We start from the raw sequence: 19,406 nt of genomic DNA on the forward strand, positions 1-19,406 counted from the left end.
CTCCTATGTGCCCTGACGTTGCTTGCCCGTATATATCTGTTTCGAATTGTAAACCCGAGCCCTCCGCTTGTCAGCGGCGCCCCTTTCCCAACAGGTAAATCTCGCTGGAGCGGTCGCGCGACGCCTTGGGCTTGCGCGTCTGCACGTCGGAAAAGAGGTCGCGCATCGCCTTCAGGTAGGCCTGGAATTCACTTCCCTGAAAAACTTTGACGAGGAAGTGGCCACCGGGTTTCAAATGCTCGCGGGCGAAATCGAGCGCGAGTTCCGTCAGATGAAAACTGCGCGCCTGGTCGATGGCGCTCATGCCGGAGATATTGGGGGCCATGTCGGAGATTACAAGGTCGAGCGCGCGCCCGCCCAGAAGCTGCACGAACTCGTCGAGCACCGCGTCCTCGCGGAAGTCGCCCTGGATGAAGTCGACCCCGGCGATCGGGTTCATCGGCAGGATATCGAGCGCGAAGACGCGGCCCTTGTCGCCGACCAGGCGCGCGGCGACCTGAGACCAACTGCCCGGCGCGCTGCCCAGATCGGCGACCACCGAGCCGGGACGGATCAGCCTGTCCTTCTCGTTGATCTCGAGCAGCTTGTAGGCCGCGCGCGAGCGGTAGCCGTCCTTCTGCGCCATGTGAACGTAGTGGTCGTTCACGTGTTCCTGCAACCAGCCCTTGCTGGTCTTGCTGCGTGCCATAAAACGCCTTCTTCGGTAAAACAGGATGGCGACGACGCGTACACGCGCCGCACCACCCGCACATGATACCCGTCGGACGGCGGCACGCTAGCGGCTTGGCAGCCGAATGTGGGGAAAAACCCGAAAAAATCGGCGAAGTCGAGTAAAATCGGCTTTTACTCGGAATCCCGCCATGAAAATCGAACTCAACCCGACCGAGCGCAAGTACCTGAAGGCACTCGCCCACCATATCGACCCGGTGGTCACGATCGGCAACAACGGCCTGACCGAGTCGGTCGTACGCGAGATCGCGGTCAACCTCGACGCGCACGAACTGATCAAGATCCGTGTCGCCGGCGACGACCGCGACGCGCGTGTCGCGATGTACGAACAGATCTGCGACGAACTGGGCGCCGCCCCGGTCCAGCACATCGGCAAGCTTCTGGTGCTGTGGCGCCCGTCCGACAAACAGCGCATCGTCCCACCCAAGACCAAGAAGCAGGCCAAGCAATAAGCGCTGCGACGCAAAAAAAGGCGGCTCCCGATCGGAGCCGCCTTTTTCATTCCCCCGGCACGCCAAGCCGCGCTCAGTCCCTGACGCGCAACACGTAGACCAGCCCCATCAGGCTCTGCACCAGATAGATCAGGCTGGAGATCGTGTGCCAGGTCGCGAAGCCGCCGCCAAAGGCGCCGCTGGCGGCCTGGCTCATCTGCGTCTTCAGGCCGGCGATGATGGGGGTCACCGCGAAGTGGTTGAGCAGGGTGCAGGCCAGCATCCCGAACACCAGCCAGAATGCCGCCCCCTTGAAGGCCTTGATGCCCTGCTGCCAGACGGTACCGACCATCAGCAAGGTGCCGCACACCAGGCCGACCCAGGCGATCGCCGCGAACAGGTGGCCGGCGACCATGCCGGCCACGCTGCGCTCGAGCGCCGAAAACAGGACCGGCGCCACCAGCAGGCCGATCACCCACATGCCGCCGATCCAGAAGGTCACGGCGACTGCACGCAAGGCATTCATGCTTCCCCCCATCACGGCGCCGGGCGCCGCATCAGATGTAGTGCACGTCCAGGACTTCGTATTCGCGGATGCCGCCCGGCGCCATCACCTCGGCGACGTCGCCGGCCTCCTTGCCGATCAGCGCGCGCGCGATCGGCGAGTTGACCGACACCTTGCCCTCCTTGATGTCGGCCTCGTCGTCGCCGACGATCTGGTAGCGGACGGCCTCCTCGCTCTCCAGGTCCATCAGCTCGACGGTGGCGCCGAACACCACGCGCCCCTCGGCGTCGAGTTCGAGCGGGTCGATGATCTGGGCATTCGCCAGTTTACCTTCGAGTTCGGCGATGCGCCCTTCGACGAAAGCCTGCTTCTCCTTGGCCGCGTCGTACTCGGCGTTTTCCGACAAGTCGCCGTGCGAACGGGCCTCGGCGATCGCGGCGATCACCGCCGGACGCTCTTCGCTTTTCAGACGCTGCAGTTCCTGCTTGAGAAGTTCCGCACCGCGGACGGTCAACGGCACCTTGATCATATCTTTCTCCTGAAGGCGGCCCCGCCGCCTTGCAAAAACGGAAGCCGCCGTGCAAGACGGCGGCTTTGGGAATCGGTTGATGGCCGACATTCTAACGGCAAATCGCGCCCGCATCAAAGGTTGGCCGAGGCGCGACCTGCCCGGGCTTCATCAGGCGTCGACCTGGGCGTGCAGCTCCTGCACGCTGTAGACGTCGAAGTCCTCGTGCGCGAGGCCCACCGCGACCGCCTTGGCGCCAGCCAGCGTGGTGTACTGCGGCACGCGCGCCTGCAGCGCGGAACGACGCAGCGTGTGGCTGTCCTGGATCGCCTGGCGCTTCTCCTCGACGGTGTTGATCAGCAGCGTGACCTCGCCGTTCTTGATGAAGTCGGCCACGTGCGGACGGCCCTCGTTCACCTTGTTGACGACCTCGACCGCCACGCCGGCCTCGCTCAGCGCCTTGGCGGTGCCGCGCGTCGCGCAGATCTGGAAGCCCAGGCGCGACAGCTCCTTGGCCACCTCGACCGCGCCGGCCTTGTCGGAGTCGCGCACCGACAGGAACACCTTGCCGGCTTTCGGCAGGCGGTCGCCGGCGGCCATCTGGCTCTTGACGAACGCTTCGGCGAAGGTCTTGCCGACGCCCATCACCTCGCCGGTCGACTTCATCTCCGGGCCGAGGATGGTGTCGACGCCCGGGAACTTGATGAACGGGAACACCGCTTCCTTGACCGCGTAGTACGGCGGCACGATTTCACGGGTAAAGCCCTGCTCGGCCAACGTGATGCCGGCCATGCAGCGTGCGGCGATCTTGGCCAGCGGCGCGCTGGTGACCTTGGACACGAACGGCACGGTGCGCGACGCGCGCGGGTTCACTTCGAGCACGTAGATGGTGTCGCCCTGCACCGCGAACTGCACGTTCATCAGGCCGACCACGTTGAGCGCCTTGGCCATCGCGACGGTCTGGCGGCGGATCTCGTCCTGGATCGCGGCCGGCAGGCTGTACGGCGGCAGCGAGCACGCCGAGTCGCCCGAGTGCACGCCGGCCTGCTCGATGTGCTGCATGATGCCGCCGATGACGACCTGCTCGCCGTCGGACACCGCGTCGACGTCGACCTCGATCGCGTCGTTCAGGAAGCGGTCGAGCAGCACCGGGCTGTCGTTCGACACCTTGACGGCCTCGCGCATGTAGCGCTCGAGGTCGGCCGGGCCGTGCACGATTTCCATCGCGCGGCCGCCCAGCACGTAGGACGGACGGACCACCAGCGGGTAGCCGATCTCCTCGGCCAGCTTCATCGCGTCGACCGGGTTGCGCGCGGTGCGGTTCGGCGGCTGCTTGAGGCCCAGCTCGTTGAGCAGCTTCTGGAAGCGCTCGCGGTCTTCGGCGGCGTCGATCATGTCCGGGCTGGTGCCGATGATCGGCACGCCGTTGGCTTCCAGCGCGCGGGCGAGCTTGAGCGGGGTCTGGCCGCCGTACTGCACGATCACGCCGAACGGTTTCTCGACGCGGCAGATCTCGAGCACGTCCTCGAGCGTCAGCGGCTCGAAGTACAGGCGGTCGGAGGTGTCGTAATCGGTCGACACGGTTTCCGGGTTGCAGTTGACCATGATGGTCTCGAAGCCCGAATCCCTGAGCGACAGCGCCGCGTGCACGCAGCAGTAGTCGAACTCGATGCCCTGGCCGATGCGGTTCGGACCGCCGCCGAGCACCATGATTTTCTTCTTGCCGGTCGGTTGCGACTCGCACTCTTCCTCGTAGGTCGAGTACATGTAGGCGGTGTTGGTCGCGAACTCGGCCGCGCAGGTGTCGACGCGCTTGTACACCGGGTGCAGGTTCAGCCCCCAGCGGCGCGCGCGCACCGCGCCCTGGTCGCTACCCAGCAGTTGGCCGAGGCGACGGTCGGAGAAGCCCTTGCGCTTGAGGCGACGCAGTTCGGCGAAGTCGAGGCTGTCGACGCTGCGGCCCTTGAGCGCGTTCTCCTCGCCGACGATGTCCTCGATCTGCGCGAGGAACCACGGGTCGATCTTGCTGATCGCGAAGATGTCGTCGCGGCTCATGCCGGCGCGGAAGGCGTCGGCGACGTAGAGGATGCGCTCCGGCCCCGGGGTGCCGAGCTCGTGACGGATCTCGGTCAGGTCGGTGGTGCGCTCGTCGAAGCCGGACAGGCCGGTCTCGAGGCCGCGCAGCGCCTTTTGCATCGACTCCTGCAGCGTGCGGCCCATCGCCATCACCTCGCCGACCGATTTCATCTGCGTGGTCAGGCGGTCGTCGGCCTGCGGGAATTTCTCGAACGCGAAGCGCGGGATCTTGGTGACGACGTAGTCGATCGACGGCTCGAACGAGGCCGGGGTCGCGCCGCCGGTGATGTCGTTCTTCAGCTCGTCGAGCGTGTAGCCGACCGCCAGCTTGGCGGCGACCTTGGCGATCGGGAAGCCGGTCGCCTTGGACGCCAGCGCCGACGAACGCGACACGCGCGGGTTCATCTCGATGACGATCATGTCGCCGTTGGCCGGGTTGACCGCGAACTGCACGTTCGAGCCGCCGGTGTCGACGCCGATCTCGCGCAGCACCGCCAGGCTGGCGTTGCGCATGATCTGGTATTCCTTGTCGGTCAGCGTCTGCGCCGGCGCGACGGTGATCGAGTCGCCGGTGTGCACGCCCATCGGGTCGAAGTTCTCGATCGAGCAGATGATGATGCAGTTGTCGTTGCGGTCGCGCACGACTTCCATCTCGTACTCTTTCCAGCCGAGCACCGATTGTTCGATCAGCAGTTCATGGGTCGGCGACGCTTCGAAGCCGCGCTCGCAGATCGCCAGGAACTCTTCCTTGTTGTAGGCGATGCCGCCGCCCGAACCGCCCATGGTGAACGACGGGCGGATCAGGGTCGGGAAGCCGACCTTGCCCTGCGCCTCGAGCGCTTCTTCCATCGTGTGGCAGACGAAGGACAGCGGGCACGACAGGCCGATCTTCTCCATCGCCTCCTTGAAGCGGCCGCGGTCCTCGGCCTTGTCGATCGCATCCTCGGTGGCGCCGATCAGCTCGACCTTGTACTTGTCGAGCACGCCGTTGCGCGCGAGGTCGAGCGCGCAGTTCAGCGCGGTCTGGCCGCCCATGGTCGGCAGGATCGCGTCCGGGCGCTCCTTGGCGATGATCTTCTCCACCACCTGCCAGTTGATCGGCTCGATGTAGGTGACGTCGGCCATGTTCGGGTCGGTCATGATGGTGGCCGGGTTGGAGTTCACCAGGATGACCTTGTAACCCTCCTCGCGCAGCGCCTTGCACGCCTGCGCGCCGGAGTAGTCGAATTCGCAGGCCTGGCCGATGACGATCGGGCCGGCGCCGATGATCAGGATGCTCTTGATATCTGTGCGTTTTGGCATTGCTTCACTCAAATAATCGGGTTAATTCATGCTGGCGGTGGCGAGCTTGGCGCCAAAGCCGATAAACAGGGCGCCGACGCCGCCGGCCATCGACGCGGCGAGGCGCTGGCGACGGCGGAACTCGGCGGCGACGCGCGCGCCGACCAGGATCACCGCGGTCAGGTACAGCGCGCTGCAGGCCTGCACGATCGCGCCCAGCACGGCGAAGGTCAGCGCCGGGTACGGATAGCCCGGGTCGACGAACTGGATGAAGAAGGACACGAAGAACAGGATCGCCTTCGGGTTCAGCAGGCTGATCAGCAGCGCCTTGCGGAACGGGTTGCCGTCGTCGACCTTGCCCGTCGCGGCCTCGGCCAAGGTCTGGCCGCGCCTCAGGCGCCGCAGCGCGCCGATCAGCATCTGCAGGCCGATCCAGCCGAGGTAGGCGGCCCCCGCGTACTTCAGCACGAAGAACAGCGTCGGGTTCGCCTTGAGCACGCCGGCGACGCCGGTGGCCGACAGCAGCATCAGGATGAAATCGCCGACAAAGACGCCGCAGGCGCCCTGATAGCCCTTCTTCACGCCGCGTTGCGCCGCCACCGACAGCACGTACAGCGAATTGGGGCCCGGCAGCAGGATGATCGCGATCGTCCCCAGAACGTAGGTGGCCAGATCGGTGATGCCGAACATGTTTGCCTCTCTTTCGTCGTCAGGATGAATCCGTCTTGCCGGGCCCGGTGCGCCTTAGGCGCGCTCTTGCATCGCCTTGATGAAGCGGTCGAACAGGTAGGCGACGTCTTCCGGGCCCGGGCTCGCTTCCGGGTGGCCCTGGAAGGAGAAAGCCGGGCGGTCGGTCAGCGCGATGCCCTGCACGGTGCCGTCGAACAGCGAGCGGTGCGTGACGCGCACGTTGGCCGGCAGGCTGGTCTCGTCGACCTGGAAGCCATGGTTCTGGCTGGTGATCATCACGCGGCCGGAGTCGAGGTCCTGCACCGGGTGGTTGGCGCCGTGGTGGCCGAACTTCATCTTGGAGGTCTGGCCGCCGGCGGCCAGACCCAGCAGCTGGTGGCCGAGGCAGATGCCGAACACCGGCAGGCGGGTCTCGAGGATCTCGCGGATCGCGGCGATCGCGTAGTCGCACGGCTCGGGGTCGCCCGGACCGTTGGAGAGGAACACGCCGTCCGGATTCATCGCCAGCACGTCGCGCGCCGGGGTCTGCGCTGGCACCACGGTCAGCTTGCAGCCGCGCTCGGCCAACATGCGCAGGATGTTGTGCTTGACGCCGAAGTCGTAGGCGACCACGTGGTATTTCGGCTCGGTCTGGGCGGTGTAGCCCTGGCCGAGACGCCATTCGCGGGTGTTCCACGCGTACGGCTCGGTGCAGCTGACGACCTTGGCGAGGTCCTGGCCGGCCATCGAGCCGAAGCCGCGGGCCAGTTCGACCGCACGCGCCGGGTCGAGGTCGTCGCCGGCCATGATGCAGCCGGCCTGCGCGCCTTTTTCGCGCAAGAGACGGGTCAGCTTGCGGGTGTCGATGTCGGCGATCGCGACGACGTTGTTCTGCTTGAGGTAGTCGGACAAGGACGCGTCGGCGCGGAAGTTGCTGTGCAGCAGCGGCAGATCACGGATGATCAGGCCGGCCGCGAACACGGCGCGGGACTCGGTATCTTCCGGATTCGCGCCGACGTTGCCGATGTGGGGGTAGGTCAGGGTAACGATCTGCTTCGTATAGGACGGATCGGTAAGGATCTCCTGATACCCGGTGATGGCGGTGTTGAACACCACTTCGCCGACGGTATGGCCGGTGGCTCCGATGGCACTGCCGGTAAAGAGGGTACCGTCAGCCAAGGCAAGGATCGCGGGTACGGTTGACACTGGCTGGCTCCTGTCTGCTGTCTGCACTTGCTGTATTTTTTCGGACGATGGATGTGAAGAACGGGACCGGGCTCTCGGCCCAATCCCGTTTGGTTAAACTTTTCAATAATAACGTTTTTCTGCTTTCCGATCAAGCCACCAGCCGGTGGAAAACCCGCACCGCCCGCCGCCGACGGTGGCGGCACGGGTTTGCGCCGCTCAGAACGCGGCGTCGTCGCAGCCGAGCACCGCGTCGGCGCCGTCCAGCAGCGACGCGGCGAGCGCCCCGACCTGCGGCAGCAAGTGCGCGCCGTAGAAGGCGGCGGTGGCGCGCTTGGCGGACAGGAAGGCGACGTCGGCGCCCTCCTCGGCCAACCTTTCCTTCGCGATCAGCGCGGCGCGCCCCATCTGCCAGCCGCCGAGCAACAAGCCCATCAGCTTGAGGAAGGCAACCGAACCGGCGGCCGGGCGGCGCGCGTCGCGCGCGAACTCGTCGACGACGTAGGCGACGCAAGCCTCGGCGCGCTCTGCGCCGTCGCGCAAGCCCTCGGCCAGACGGGCCATCTGCGCATCCGCCGACAGCGCCTCGGCGGTGCGGCGCACCTCACCGATCAGCGCACGTGCAACACGGCCGCCGTCGGCGGCGGTCTTGCGGCCGACCAGGTCGAGCGCCTGGATGCCGGTGGTGCCCTCGTAGATCGCGGTGATGCGCGCGTCGCGGTAGTACTGCGCGACGCCGGTCTCTTCGATATAGCCCATGCCGCCGTGCACCTGCACGGCGAGGCTGGTGATGTCGTTGGCCGCCTCGGTGCACCAGCCCTTGACGATGGGGATCAGGAAGTTCAGCAGCGCCTGGTTGCGCGCCTTCTCCTCGGGGTTCGGGTGACGCGCGGCGCGGTCGAGCGCGGCGGCGGCGACGCAGGCGAGCGCGCGCTGCGCCTCGATCTGCGCCTTCATTGTCAGCAGCATGCGGCGCACGTCCGGGTGGCGGATGATGGCGACCGGCTGCTGGTCGGCGGCGCCGATGTCGCGGCTTTGCACGCGCTCGCGCGCGTATTCGACCGCCTTCTGGTAGGCGCGCTCGGACAGCGCCAGCCCCTCGACGCCGACGCCGAGGCGCGCGTGGTTCATCATCGTGAACATGTAGGCAAGGCCCTTGTTCGCCTCGCCGACCAGGTAGCCGATCGCGCCGCCGTTGTCGCCGTAGCTCATCACGCAGGTCGGGCTGCCGTGGATGCCCATCTTGTGTTCGAGCGACACGCAGTGCACGTCGTTGCGCGCGCCGAGGCTGCCGTCGGCGTTGACGAGGAACTTGGGCACCACGAACAGCGAGATGCCCTTCACTCCCTCGGGCGCGTCAGGCAGGCGCGCCAGCACCAGGTGGACGATATTCTCCGCCAGCTCGTGCTCGCCCCAGGTGATGAAGATCTTCTGCCCGCTGAGCTTGTAACTGCCGTCGGCCTGCGGCACCGCGCGGGTGCGCACCTGCGCGAGGTCGGAGCCGGCCTGCGGTTCGGTCAGGTTCATCGTGCCGGTCCACTGGCCGGTGGAGAGTCTGGGCAGGTAGGTGTTCCGCAATTCTTCGCTGGCGTGGTGCAGCAAGGCCTCGACGGTGCCGAGCGTCAGCATCGGCGCCAGCGAGAACGCGAGGTTGGCCGAGCACCACATTTCCTCGGCGGCGAGCGCCACCAGCGCCGGCAGGCCCTGCCCGCCGAAGTCCTGCGGCGCCCGCAGGCCGATCCAGCCGGCGTCGACGTACTGGCGCCACGCGTCGGCGAAGCCCTCGGGCGTCACCACCTTGCCGTCGACCAGACGGCTGCCGGCGTCGCCGGCGCGGTTGGTCGGCGCCAGCACGCCCTCGGCGAACTTGGCGGCCTCTTCGAGGATCGCCTCGGTCAGTTCGACGCTGCAGTCCTCGTAGCCGGGCAAGGCGCACACGGCCGGCAGCTCGGCCAGCTCGTTGAGTGCGAACAGCATGTCTTTCAGCGGGGCGTGGTAAATCATGGTCAGCTCCTTTGCGTTGCCGCCCCAGCCCGGGCGGCGCTTCCTCGTTGGACGGCCCCGTAAGGTTGGCCGAGAGCTCGGCCAACCCTGCCGGTTTTTTTGATGGCGGGGTCCGGATGGTAAAACCGCCCGGGAGCGGACTCGCGGGCGGCGGTATTTCGACTTACTTGGACAGCTCGGCCACGAGCTCGGGCACCACGGTGAACAGGTCGCCGACGATGCCGTAGTCGGCCACCTGGAAGATCGGCGCTTCCTCGTCCTTGTTGATCGCGACGATCACCTTGGAGTCCTTCATGCCGGCCAGGTGCTGGATCGCGCCCGAGATGCCGACCGCGACGTACAGTTCCGGCGCCACCACCTTGCCGGTCTGGCCGACCTGGTAGTCGTTCGGCGCGTAGCCGGCGTCGACCGCCGCGCGCGAGGCGCCGACCGCCGCGCCCAGCTTGTCGGCCAGCGGTTCGAGCACGCCGTGGAACTGCTCGGACGAGCCGAGCGCGCGGCCGCCGGAGACGATCACCTTGGCCGAGGCCAGTTCCGGACGCTCGGACACGGTCAGCTCGGCGCCGACGAAGCGCGACAAGCCGGCGTCGTGAGCCGCGCCGACCGCCTCGATCGCGGCGGAACCGGTCTCGGCGGCGGCGTCGAAGGCGGTGGTGCGCACGGTGACGACCTTGACCGGGTCGGCCGACTTGACCGTCGCCAGCACGTTGCCGGCGTAGATCGGGCGCACGAAGGTGTCGGCCGCTTCGACGGCGACGATGTCGGAGATCTGCATCACGTCCAGCAAGGCGGCGACGCGCGGCAGCAGGTTCTTGCCGGCGGTGGTCGCCGGCGCGAATACGTGGCTGTAGTCCTTGGCGAGCTCGGCCACCAGCGGCGCGACGTTCTCGGCCAGGTTGTGCGCGTAGGCCGCGTTGTCGGCGACCAGCACCTTGGCGACGCCGGCGATCTTGGCCGCCGCGGCGGCGACGTCGCCGACGCTCTGGCCGGCCACCAGCACGTGGAGCTCGCCGCCGACGCGGGCGGCGGCGCTCGCCGCGTGGTGGGTGGCGGACTTCAGGGTTTTGCCGTCGTGTTCGGCGATCAGGAGGATGGCCATGTCAGAGCACCTTCGCTTCGTTTTTCAGTTTGGCGACCAGTTCGGCGGCGTTGGCCACCTTGACGCCGGCTTTGCGCGCCGCCGGCTCGGCGACCTTCAGCACGGTCAGGCGCGGCGCGATATCGACGCCGAGCTCCTCGACCGACAGCTTGTCGAGCGGCTTCTTCTTGGCGGCCATGATGTTCGGCAGCTTGATGAAGCGCGGCTCGTTCAGGCGCAGGTCGGTGGTCACCAGCGCCGGCAGCTTCAGTTCGACGTTCTCCAGGCCGCCGTCGATCTCGCGGGTCACGAGCAGCGCGCCGTCGGCCGCCTCGACCTTGGACGCGAAGGTGCCCTGCGGCCAGCCCAAGAGCGCGGCCAGCATCTGGCCGGTCTGGTTGGCGTCGTCGTCGATCGCCTGCTTGCCGACGATCACCAGCTGCGGCGCTTCGCGTTCGACGACGGCTTTGAGCAGTTTGGCGACCGCCAAAGGCTCGAGCGGCGCGTCGGTTTCGACGTGCACGGCGCGGTCGGCGCCCATCGCCAGCGCGGTGCGCAGCGTTTCCTCGCAGCCCTTGACGCCGAGCGACACGGCGACGATCTCGCTCACCTTGCCGGCCTCCTTCAGGCGGACGGCTTCCTCGACGGCGATTTCGTCGAAGGGGTTCATGGACATTTTGACGTTGGCGATGTCCACATCGGAACCATCGGCCTTGGCGCGGACTTTGACGTTGTAGTCCACCACGCGTTTGACGGCGACCAGCGCTTTCATAGGATTGACAGCCTCCCAAAATGAGGGGGATTGACGATGGATGGGGCGCCCGCCGCACCGCCCGCGCCCCTGCGCGGACGGCACGACGGCGGACGCCGCCTTGAATCGATTCTTGCCCAGCCGGGCAAATCAAACAATCGTTTGATCGACACGCATTCCGCCCGCGTGGCGAAAACGCAACGCGGCGCACGCAAACGTTTACGCGACTGCCCTTATGCCTTTGGCTTGGGCAGAATGGGCATTCATCTGACCTGGAACAAAAAAGGGGCGCGTTTGTGAAAGTGTACTTCGAAGACATCCAGTTGGGCGATTTTGCCGAATACGCCAAGACCGTGACCGAGGCCGACATCCTGCTGTTCGCCGCCGTCTCGGGCGACGACAACCCGGTCCACATCAACCAGGAATACGCCGAGACGACGCCGTTCAAGGCGCGCATCGCGCACGGCATGCTGACCGCGAGCTTCATCTCGACCATCCTCGGCACCCGCCTGCCGGGCGAGGGCTGCATCTACCTGTCGCAGTCGACCCGCTTCAAGGCGCCGGTGAAGATCGGCGACACCGTGCACGCCAAGGCGACCGTGATCGAGCTCGACCCGGCCAAAAAGCGCGTCAGGCTCGCGACCGAGTGCCGCGTGCGCGACGTGGTGGTGCTCGAGGGCGAATCGCTGGTGATCGCGCCCAGCCGCGGCTGAGCGCCCGCCGGCGCGCAAAAAGCTCGGCCAACCTCGAAAAGGTTGGCCGAGCTTTTGTCTTGTCGCCTCAGCCGAGCTTGACCATTTCGAGGTCGCGCATGCTGCGGCCGAGGAAGCGCTCGCCTATGGTCTGGAAGCGCAGCGGGATGTCCGACACGTAGAAGTGGTAGTCGGGCACGCCGCGCGACGGGTTCAAGAGCCCGGCCGCGGCCAGCCGCTGCGCGGTCGCCTCGGCGGTGGTGACGGCCGAGTCGACCAGCGTGACGCGGCCGTCGGTGACGTCGGTCAGCAGGGGCTTCAAGAGCGGGTAATGGGTGCAGCCGAGCACCACGGTGTCGACCTGCTCGACCAGCACCGACTTCATGTACTCGAGCGCGGTCAGCCGGGTGACCTCGTGGTCGAGCCAGCCCTCCTCGACCAGCGGCACGAACAGCGGGCAGGCCTGCGAGTAGACGCGGGTGTGCGGGTCGAGCTGGTGGATGGCGCGCGCGTAGGCGTTGCTGTTGACGGTGGTCGAGGTCGCGATCACGCCGATGTCGCCGGTGCGGGTCGCCTCGACCGCGGCGCGCGCGCCGGCGTCGATCACGTCGAGCACCGGGATGCCGCCGGCCATCTGCCGCACGCGGTCGGCGGCGACGGCGGCGATGGTGTTGCAGGCGATGATCAGCGCCTTCACCTCGCGCTTGAGCAGGAATTCGACGATCTGCTGCGTGAACTGCTCGATCGTGCCGACCGACTTCACGCCGTAGGGCACGCGCGCGGTGTCGCCGAAGTAGACGATGTTCTCGAACGGCAGGCGGTCCATCAGCGCGCGCACCACCGTGAGGCCGCCGACGCCGGAATCGAACACCCCGATCGGGCGGCAGTCCATCGTGTTCATGCCGAATCTCCGTGCTGCAAAGCGCGCATCATACCACGACGCCGTGCCGGCCCAGCGCCCAGCGCACCGTCTCGGCCACCGGCGGCGACGGGTGGTCGAGCCGAGCGCGCAGCGCGGCGACCACCGCGTCCGAGCCCGGCGCGTTGCCGAGGCCGACGGCGAGGTTGGACAGCCACTTTTCGTAGCCGATGCGGTAGATCGGGCTGCCGGCGAGCCGCTCCTTGAAGTCGGCCTCGCTCCAGCCGAACAGTTCGACGAGGCCGACGTCGTCGAGGCCGTGGCGCACGGAAAAATCGGCCTCGGCGGTATCGACCGCGAAGCGGTTCCACGGGCACACCAGCTGGCAGTCGTCGCAACCGTAGACACGGTTGCCGATCAAGGGACGCAACGCCTCGGGGATCGCGCCTTTCAGTTCGATGGTCAGGTAGGAAATGCAGCGGCGCGCGTCGACCTCGTACGGCGCGACGATGGCGCCGGTCGGACAGGCCGACAGGCACTGCGAGCAGCGGCCGCAGTGACCGTTGTCGGTCGGCTCGTCGGCCGGCAGCGGCAGGTCGGTGAACAGCTCGCCGAGGAAAAACAGCGAGCCCTGATTCTTCGTCAGCAGCAGCGTGTGCTTGCCGCGCCAGCCGAGGCCGGCCTGCTGCGCCGCCTCGACCTCCATCACCGGCGCGCTGTCGGTGAACACGCGGTGGCCGTAGGCGCCGACCGCCGCCCCGACACGCTCGGCCAACTTCTGCAGCCGGTTGCGCAGCACCTTGTGGTAGTCGCGGCCGAGCGCGTAGCGCGACAGGTAGGCCGCGCTGCCGTCGGCGAGCACGTCCTCGGCGCGTTTCGCGCCGCCGGGCCAGTAGTTCATCCTGACGCTGACCACGGAGAGCGTGCCGGGCACCAGCTCGTACGGCCGCGCGCGTTTCATGCCGTGCTGCGCCATATAGGCCATCTCGCCGTGCCGGCCCTCGGCCAGCCACGCCGCCAGCCGCGCCTCGACCCCCTCGGGCAGCGTCGCCGGGCCGATGCGGGCGTCGGCAAAGCCCAGTTCGAGCGCCCACGCTTTGATTTGCGCCGCCAATTCGCGATAATTTGCCGGGTTTTCCATAGATTCCTGCATGGTCATGAATGATAGCAGCCTCGCGTCCGGCCACCTCGCCGACGAAACCGCCACGCTGGCGCTGGGCGCCGCGCTCGCGCGCGCCGTCGCCGCCGGCACGGTGATCTACCTCGAAGGCGAGCTGGGTGCCGGCAAGACCACCCTGACGCGCGGCCTGCTGCGCGCGCTCGGCCACGCCGGCCGCGTCAAGAGCCCGACCTACACGCTGGTCGAGAGCTACCCGCTGCCCGGCCTCACGGCGCACCACTTCGACCTGTACCGGATGGCCGACCCGGAGGAGTGGGAAGACGCCGGCTTTCGCGAACTCTTCGACGAGACCAGCGTCTGTCTGGTCGAATGGCCGGAAAAGGCCGCCGGCCTGGTGCCGCCGCCGGACCTGACGCTGTCGCTCGCGATCGACGGCGACGGCCGCCGCTATCGTCTACACGCCCACACCCCGAACGGACACGCATGTCTCAATCGACTTTCGACCCCGTCCGCCGGCGCCTAGTCGGCCTGGCCGCCGCCAGCTGGCTGCTGACGGTCAGCCGCGTCGGCGTGGCCGCCGCCCCGCAGATCGTCGCGGTGCGCGTCTGGCCCTCGTCCACCTACACCCGCGTCACGCTCGAAGCCAGCGAAAGCCTGCGCTTCAAGACCACCTCGCTGGCCAACCCGAACCGGCTGGTGATCGACATCGAGGGCGTCGAGCTCAACAGCCTCTTGCGCGACCTGGCCGGCCAGGTCACCGCCCACGACCCCTTCGTCAAGACCGTGCGCGCCGGCCAGTTCAACCCCGACACCGTGCGCCTGGTGCTCGACCTCAAGACCGACGTCAAGCCGCAGGTGTTCACGCTCAAGCCGGTCGCCGAATACCAGCACCGGCTGGTGGTCGACCTCTACCCGGCCCGCGCGCAGGACGACCCGCTCCTGGCGCTCCTGGAGGACTACAACAAGAACGGCGGCCTCGCCGCCGACGCGAGCCCGGCGCGACCGCAGAAGGGCCGCGCCGGCACCGACCGGCCCATCGTCATCGTGCTCGACCCCGGCCACGGCGGCGAGGACCCGGGCGCGATCGGCCCGTCGGGCACGCGCGAGAAGGACGTGGTGCTGAAGATCGCCAAGGAGCTGCAGCGGCAGATCGAACGCGAGCGGAACATGAAGGTCTACCTGACGCGCGACGAAGACGTGTTCATCCCGCTGGGCGTGCGCGTCGCCAAGGCGCGCAAGCTGAACGCCGACCTTTTCATCTCCATCCACGCCGACGCCTTCATCAGCCCGACGGCGCGCGGCTCGTCGGTGTTCGCGCTGTCGGAAAAGGGCGCGACCAGCACCGCGGCGCGCTACCTCGCGCAGACGCAGAACGACGCCGACCTGATCGGCGGCGTGAAAATCGCCAGCCGCGACCGCTACCTCGCGCACACCCTGCTCGACCTGACGCAGACGGCGACGATCAACGACAGCCTCAAGCTCGGCAAGACGGTGCTCGGCCAGATCGGCGAGCTGAACACGCTGCACAAGAAGCAGGTCGAGCAGGCCGGCTTCGCCGTGCTCAAGGCGCCGGATATCCCGTCCATCCTGGTCGAGACCGCCTTCATCAGCCACCCCGAGGAGGAAAAGCGCCTGGTCGACCCGGTGTTTCAGCAGCGGATGGCCACGGCCATCCTGACCGGGGTGAAGCGCTACTTCGCGCAGGGCGCGGTGCTGGCACGGCTGTAGCGCCGCGTCCGCCAGAACGACGGCCCCGCCTCCGGACAAGGAGCGGGGCCGTCGTTCGTCGCGCCCGGCCGGGGTTGGCCGAGGCCCGGGCTCAGTGACCGGACGATCGCAGCTCGTCGTCGTTCGGCGCCTCTTCCTCGGCCGGCACGCGGTAGCTCTCGTTCGCCCAGGCGCCCAGGTCGATCAGCTTGCAGCGCTCGCTGCAGAATGGCCGGTAGCGACTCTCCGGCGTCCACTCGACGGCCTTGCCGCAGGTCGGGCAGGCGACGGTGCGCGGTTTCGGCGTGCTCATGTCAGAATTTGCAGAAGGTCAGGTCGAACTCGACGTCGGCGTCGGTCTGGCGCGGGCGGACCTCGCCGGTCACCGCCGACACGAAGCGGATGTTGAGCGCGTACTTGTTGGCGGACAGCTCGGGCAGTACGCCGAGCGCCTCGTCGAAGGCGACGCGGATCAGCTGCACCACCTTGCCGCCGGACATCTGCTGGAACATGCCGCGCCGCGCGAGGTAGTGGTGGGTCTTGCCGCTGTCGCGCAGGATCTTGAGCAGGATGCGGCTGGCTTCGGCGGTCGGCATCAAGGGCGCGGCCCAGCGCGACAGGTCGGCGCGGCGCACCTCGGCCGGGCGCTGCTGCCACAGGAAGTAGGACGGCAAGTCGAACTGGCAGGTGCCGCCCGGAATGCCGGCGCGCTGCTTGACCGCCATCAGCCACTCGTTCTCCCTGAGGTGCTGGCCGAACTTGCCGGTCAGCTCGAGCAGGCGCGCGGTGGTCGCCTCGATCTCGTCCAGGAGCGCGTCCAGCGCGCTCGTCTCGACCGCCGGGCTGTCCTGCAAGGACTCGAGCAGCTGCTTCTGGCGCTCGAGTTCCTGCAGCAGGTCGGCCTTGAGGTCGGCGCGCGAGGCGGTCTCCATCAGCTCGAACATCGTCAGCAGCGCGCTGTGGTGCTCGAAGGGGTGTTCGCCGTCGATGAAAAACGCCAAGCGCCGGTACAACTGCTCGAGACGCAGCAAGCTGCGGGTGCGTTCGTTGACGGGAAACTCGAAACTGATCACAACGACGTCTGCCTGTTGTCTGAAGGTGGGGCCGAAGGCCTATTCCGATGGATTAGCCAGCTTGGCAAGATAATAGCGGTGTTTGGCCGCCACTTGAAGCGCCAGACCGGCCAGATCATCATTATTAACAATCACGGCATCGGCGCGGCGCCGGCGCTCCTCGCGCGGCAGTTGCGCGGCCATGATCGCGCGCACCGCGTCGGGCGCCAGGCCGCTGCGCGCGACGACGCGCTCGATTTGCTTGTCCTCGTCGGCGTCGACCAAGAGCGTCGTCGCCACCTCGGCGAGAAAGGCCGGCGTCTCGAACAACAGCGGCACGACCAGCACCGCGTACGGGCCGGACAGCTCGGCCAACCTTCTGCGGCTCTCGGCGAGGATCAGCGGGTGCAGAATGGATTCGAGGCGCGCGCGCGCCGCCGGGTCGGCAAACACCCTGTCGCGCATCGCCGCGCGGTCGAGCGCGCCGTCGGCGCGGCGCACCGCGTCGCCGAAGGCCGCCACCAGCGCCGGCATCGCCGCGCCGCCGGGGCCGGTCAGCGCGTGCGCGACGTCGTCGGTGTCGACCACCGGCACGCCGAGGTCGGCGAACAGCCTGGCGACGGTGCTCTTGCCCGAGCCTATGCCTCCGGTCAGGCCGACGATCTTAAGCGCCATTCAGATACCACCTCACGATGTCGCCGCCCCACACGTAGGCGATCCAGCCGGCCGCCGCCAGATACGGCCCGAACGGCAAGGGCTGGCCGCGCCCGTGGCGCGACAGCGCGATCAGCACGACGCCGACCAGCGCGCCGACCAGCGACGACAGCAGGATCACCAAGGGCAGCATCGTCCAGCCCAGCCAGGCGCCGAGCGCCGCCAAGAGCTTGAAGTCGCCGAAGCCCATGCCCTCCTTGCCGGTGACGAGCCGGAACAGCCAGTACACCGACCACAGCGACAGATAGCCGGCGATCGCGCCCCACAGCGCGTCGGCCAGCGGCAGCGTGCCGGTGACGAGGTGGAACAGCAGGCCGGCCCACAGCAACGGCAGCGTCAGGCTGTCGGGCAGAAGCTGGGTGTCGGCGTCGATGAAGGTCAGCGCGATCAGCGCCGCGGTCAGCACCAGGCCGCCGGCCAGCTGCACGCCCGGGCCGAAGTGCCAGCCCAGCAGCGCGAACAGCGCGGCGGTCAACAGTTCGACCAGCGGGTAGCGCGCGCCGATCGGCGCGCGGCAGGCGCCGCAGCGGCCGCGCAGGAACAGGTAGCTGAGCACCGGCACGTTGTGCCGCGCGGCTATCGTCGTCCCGCAGGCCGGACAGGCCGAGCGCGGCACCATCAGGTCGTAGCGCGGCGTCTCGGGCGGCGCCTGGCCGAGAAACTCGGCGCACTCGGCGCGCCAGTCGGCTTCGAGCATCTTCGGCAGCCGGTGGATCACCACGTTGAGGAAGCTGCCGACCAAGAGGCCGAGCAGCGCGAGCAGCGACACCAGCGCCCAGGGTTGGCCGAGCCAGAAATCGAACGCAGCCGCCATCAGCCCACCACCTGACCCATCTTGAAGATCGGCAGGTACATCGCGATCACCAGCCCGCCGATCAGCACGCCGAGGATGACCATGATCGCCGGCTCCAAGAGGCTGGACAGCGCGGCGACCGCGTTGTCGACCTCGTCCTCGTAGAAGTCGGCGACCTTGTCGAGCATCGCGTCGAGCGAGCCGGACTCCTCGCCGATCGCCGTCATCTGCAGCGCCATGTTCGGGAACAGCGTCGTGCGCGCCATCGAATCCTTGAGCGTCGAACCGGCGCTGACGTCGGCCTGGATGCGTCGCGTCGCGTCGGCGTAGACCTGGTTGCCCGAGGCGCCGGCGACCGAGTCGAGCGCCTCGACCAGCGGCACGCCGGCGGCGAACAGCGTCGACAGCGTCCGCGACCAGCGCGCGATGGTGGCCTTGCGCACCACGTCGCCGAGCACCGGCATCCTGAGCAGCACGCGGTCGAGCTTCTCCTGCAGCCTCGGCGAGCGCTTCATCGCGTAGAGCGCGCCGAACACCGCCGCGCCGATCGCGCCGAACATCAGCCACCAGTAGTCGACGAACAGGTCGGACAGCCAGATCACCAGCTGCGTCGGCGCCGGCAGGTCGGCGCCGAAGCTCGAGAACAGGTCCTTGAACGCCGGGATCACGTACAGCATGATCACCGTGGTGATCACGAAGGCGGTCGCGACGATGGCCGACGGATAGATCATCGCCGACTTGATCTTGCCCTTGATCGCCATCACCTTTTCCTTGTAGGTGGCGAGCTTGTCGAGCAGGGCGTCGAGCACGCCGCCGGTCTCGCCGGCGGCGATGATGCTGCAGAACAGCTTGTCGAAGTAAAGCGGCCGGCGGCCGAAGGCCTCGGCGAGGCTCATGCCGGTTTCGACGTCGGCGCGTACCTCGAGCAGCATCTTGGTCACCGCCGGGTTGCCGTGCCCCTTGGCCGCGATGTCGAAGGCCTGCAACAGCGGCACGCCGGCCTTCATCATCGTCGCCAGCTGGCGGGTGAACAGCGTGATGTCCTTCTCGCCGATGCGCCGGCCGAAGCCGGCGCGGCGGCGGCTCACCTTGGTGACGACGATGCCCTGCCGGCGCAGCTGCGTCTTGGCCACCGCCTCCGACTCGGCGCGCAGCTCGCCGCGAATCGGCTTGCCGGCCCGATCCTTGCCTTCCCACTGCCAGATGAAGCCCGCGTTGGGCTTCTTCGCTTTAGAAACCGTCGCCATAGCGT

At 67.7% G+C, this 19,406-nt stretch carries 21 protein-coding genes; 5 read left to right on the forward strand and 16 right to left on the reverse strand.

Annotated features, from left to right (window positions below):
* Positions 1–70 precede the first annotated feature (70 nt).
* Entirely contained in the window at positions 71–688 is a 618-nt protein-coding gene (gene rlmE, locus EV683_RS08165; RefSeq protein ID WP_066612818.1) for a 23S rRNA (uridine(2552)-2'-O)-methyltransferase RlmE, read from the reverse strand.
* Between the two features lie 172 nt (positions 689–860).
* Between rlmE and yhbY the strand changes: the two genes are divergently transcribed.
* A complete protein-coding gene (gene yhbY, locus EV683_RS08170; protein WP_066612821.1) occupies positions 861–1,181 on the forward strand; it encodes a ribosome assembly RNA-binding protein YhbY in 321 nt (106 codons plus the stop codon).
* A 73-nt stretch (positions 1,182–1,254) separates the two neighbouring features.
* Here yhbY and EV683_RS08175 read toward each other — a convergent pair whose 3' ends face one another.
* The 8 genes from EV683_RS08175 to EV683_RS08210 form a co-directional block, all read right to left on the reverse strand.
* Positions 1,255–1,686 (reverse strand): DUF4149 domain-containing protein, encoded by a 432-nt coding sequence (locus EV683_RS08175; protein ID WP_066612839.1) that lies wholly within the window; start codon positions 1,684–1,686, stop codon positions 1,255–1,257.
* 31 nt (positions 1,687–1,717) lie between these two features.
* Entirely contained in the window at positions 1,718–2,194 is a 477-nt protein-coding gene (gene greA / locus EV683_RS08180) for a transcription elongation factor GreA (RefSeq protein WP_066612842.1), read from the reverse strand.
* A 150-nt stretch (positions 2,195–2,344) separates the two neighbouring features.
* A complete protein-coding gene (gene carB / locus EV683_RS08185; RefSeq protein WP_131862454.1) occupies positions 2,345–5,551 on the reverse strand; it encodes a carbamoyl-phosphate synthase large subunit in 3,207 nt (1,068 codons plus the stop codon).
* A gap of 21 nt (positions 5,552–5,572) precedes the next feature.
* On the reverse strand, positions 5,573–6,220 hold the full coding sequence (gene leuE / locus EV683_RS08190) for a leucine efflux protein LeuE (RefSeq protein WP_131862455.1): 648 nt from the start codon (positions 6,218–6,220) through the stop codon (positions 5,573–5,575).
* Between the two features lie 54 nt (positions 6,221–6,274).
* A complete protein-coding gene (carA, locus tag EV683_RS08195; RefSeq protein ID WP_066612852.1) occupies positions 6,275–7,405 on the reverse strand; it encodes a glutamine-hydrolyzing carbamoyl-phosphate synthase small subunit in 1,131 nt (376 codons plus the stop codon).
* A gap of 198 nt (positions 7,406–7,603) precedes the next feature.
* Positions 7,604–9,388: an acyl-CoA dehydrogenase gene (locus EV683_RS08200; protein WP_131862456.1), complete on the reverse strand. Its 1,785-nt coding sequence runs from the start codon at positions 9,386–9,388 to the stop codon at positions 7,604–7,606.
* Positions 9,389–9,551: 163 nt separating this feature from the next.
* Positions 9,552–10,487, reverse strand: coding sequence for an electron transfer flavoprotein subunit alpha/FixB family protein (locus tag EV683_RS08205; RefSeq protein WP_131862457.1), 936 nt, complete (start codon positions 10,485–10,487; stop codon positions 9,552–9,554).
* Position 10,488: 1 nt separating this feature from the next.
* The gene (locus EV683_RS08210; RefSeq protein ID WP_131862458.1) at positions 10,489–11,238 is read right to left on the reverse strand and encodes an electron transfer flavoprotein subunit beta/FixA family protein; all 750 of its coding nucleotides are present in this window, start codon (positions 11,236–11,238) and stop codon (positions 10,489–10,491) included.
* A gap of 36 nt (positions 11,239–11,274) precedes the next feature.
* On the opposite strand from EV683_RS08210, the gene EV683_RS08215 reads away from it, so the two are divergent.
* Both EV683_RS08215 and EV683_RS08220 read left to right on the forward strand, forming a co-directional pair.
* The gene (locus EV683_RS08215) at positions 11,275–11,517 is read left to right on the forward strand and encodes a hypothetical protein (protein WP_131862459.1); all 243 of its coding nucleotides are present in this window, start codon (positions 11,275–11,277) and stop codon (positions 11,515–11,517) included.
* Positions 11,514–11,930: a MaoC family dehydratase gene (locus EV683_RS08220; RefSeq protein ID WP_131862460.1), complete on the forward strand. Its 417-nt coding sequence runs from the start codon at positions 11,514–11,516 to the stop codon at positions 11,928–11,930. Before EV683_RS08215 ends, EV683_RS08220 begins: the two co-directional genes overlap by 4 nt.
* A gap of 67 nt (positions 11,931–11,997) precedes the next feature.
* Here EV683_RS08220 and murI read toward each other — a convergent pair whose 3' ends face one another.
* Both murI and queG read right to left on the reverse strand, forming a co-directional pair.
* Complete coding sequence (gene murI / locus EV683_RS08225) at positions 11,998–12,810, reverse strand: glutamate racemase (protein ID WP_131862461.1); 813 nt, start codon at positions 12,808–12,810, stop codon at positions 11,998–12,000.
* A 28-nt stretch (positions 12,811–12,838) separates the two neighbouring features.
* On the reverse strand, positions 12,839–13,927 hold the full coding sequence (gene queG, locus EV683_RS08230; protein ID WP_131862462.1) for a tRNA epoxyqueuosine(34) reductase QueG: 1,089 nt from the start codon (positions 13,925–13,927) through the stop codon (positions 12,839–12,841).
* On the opposite strand from queG, the gene tsaE reads away from it, so the two are divergent.
* Positions 13,926–14,411, forward strand: a complete 486-nt coding sequence (gene tsaE / locus EV683_RS08235; protein WP_165916805.1) for a tRNA (adenosine(37)-N6)-threonylcarbamoyltransferase complex ATPase subunit type 1 TsaE — start codon at positions 13,926–13,928, stop codon at positions 14,409–14,411. The two genes, queG and tsaE, sit on opposite strands and share 2 nt — an antisense overlap.
* A complete protein-coding gene (locus EV683_RS08240) occupies positions 14,372–15,616 on the forward strand; it encodes an N-acetylmuramoyl-L-alanine amidase (RefSeq protein WP_066612873.1) in 1,245 nt (414 codons plus the stop codon). Before tsaE ends, EV683_RS08240 begins: the two co-directional genes overlap by 40 nt.
* Positions 15,617–15,707: 91 nt before the next feature.
* Here the strand turns inward: EV683_RS08240 and yacG are convergent, their stop codons facing one another.
* From yacG to EV683_RS08265, 5 genes are read right to left on the reverse strand one after another with little or no spacing between them, the layout of a single operon-like run.
* A complete protein-coding gene (yacG, locus tag EV683_RS08245; protein ID WP_131862464.1) occupies positions 15,708–15,908 on the reverse strand; it encodes a DNA gyrase inhibitor YacG in 201 nt (66 codons plus the stop codon).
* A 1-nt stretch (position 15,909) separates the two neighbouring features.
* A complete protein-coding gene (gene zapD / locus EV683_RS08250; RefSeq protein ID WP_066612880.1) occupies positions 15,910–16,668 on the reverse strand; it encodes a cell division protein ZapD in 759 nt (252 codons plus the stop codon).
* Between the two features lie 39 nt (positions 16,669–16,707).
* The gene (gene coaE / locus EV683_RS08255) at positions 16,708–17,322 is read right to left on the reverse strand and encodes a dephospho-CoA kinase (protein ID WP_131862465.1); all 615 of its coding nucleotides are present in this window, start codon (positions 17,320–17,322) and stop codon (positions 16,708–16,710) included.
* Positions 17,312–18,175 (reverse strand): prepilin peptidase, encoded by an 864-nt coding sequence (locus EV683_RS08260; protein WP_131862466.1) that lies wholly within the window; start codon positions 18,173–18,175, stop codon positions 17,312–17,314. The genes coaE and EV683_RS08260 overlap by 11 nt, the downstream gene beginning before the upstream one ends.
* On the reverse strand, positions 18,175–19,401 hold the full coding sequence (locus EV683_RS08265; RefSeq protein ID WP_066612893.1) for a type II secretion system F family protein: 1,227 nt from the start codon (positions 19,399–19,401) through the stop codon (positions 18,175–18,177). Before EV683_RS08265 ends, EV683_RS08260 begins: the two co-directional genes overlap by 1 nt.
* Between the last annotated feature and the right edge of the window lie 5 nt (positions 19,402–19,406).

Source organism: Crenobacter luteus (genome assembly GCF_004345725.1).
Taxonomy (GTDB): domain Bacteria; phylum Pseudomonadota; class Gammaproteobacteria; order Burkholderiales; family Chromobacteriaceae; genus Crenobacter; species Crenobacter luteus.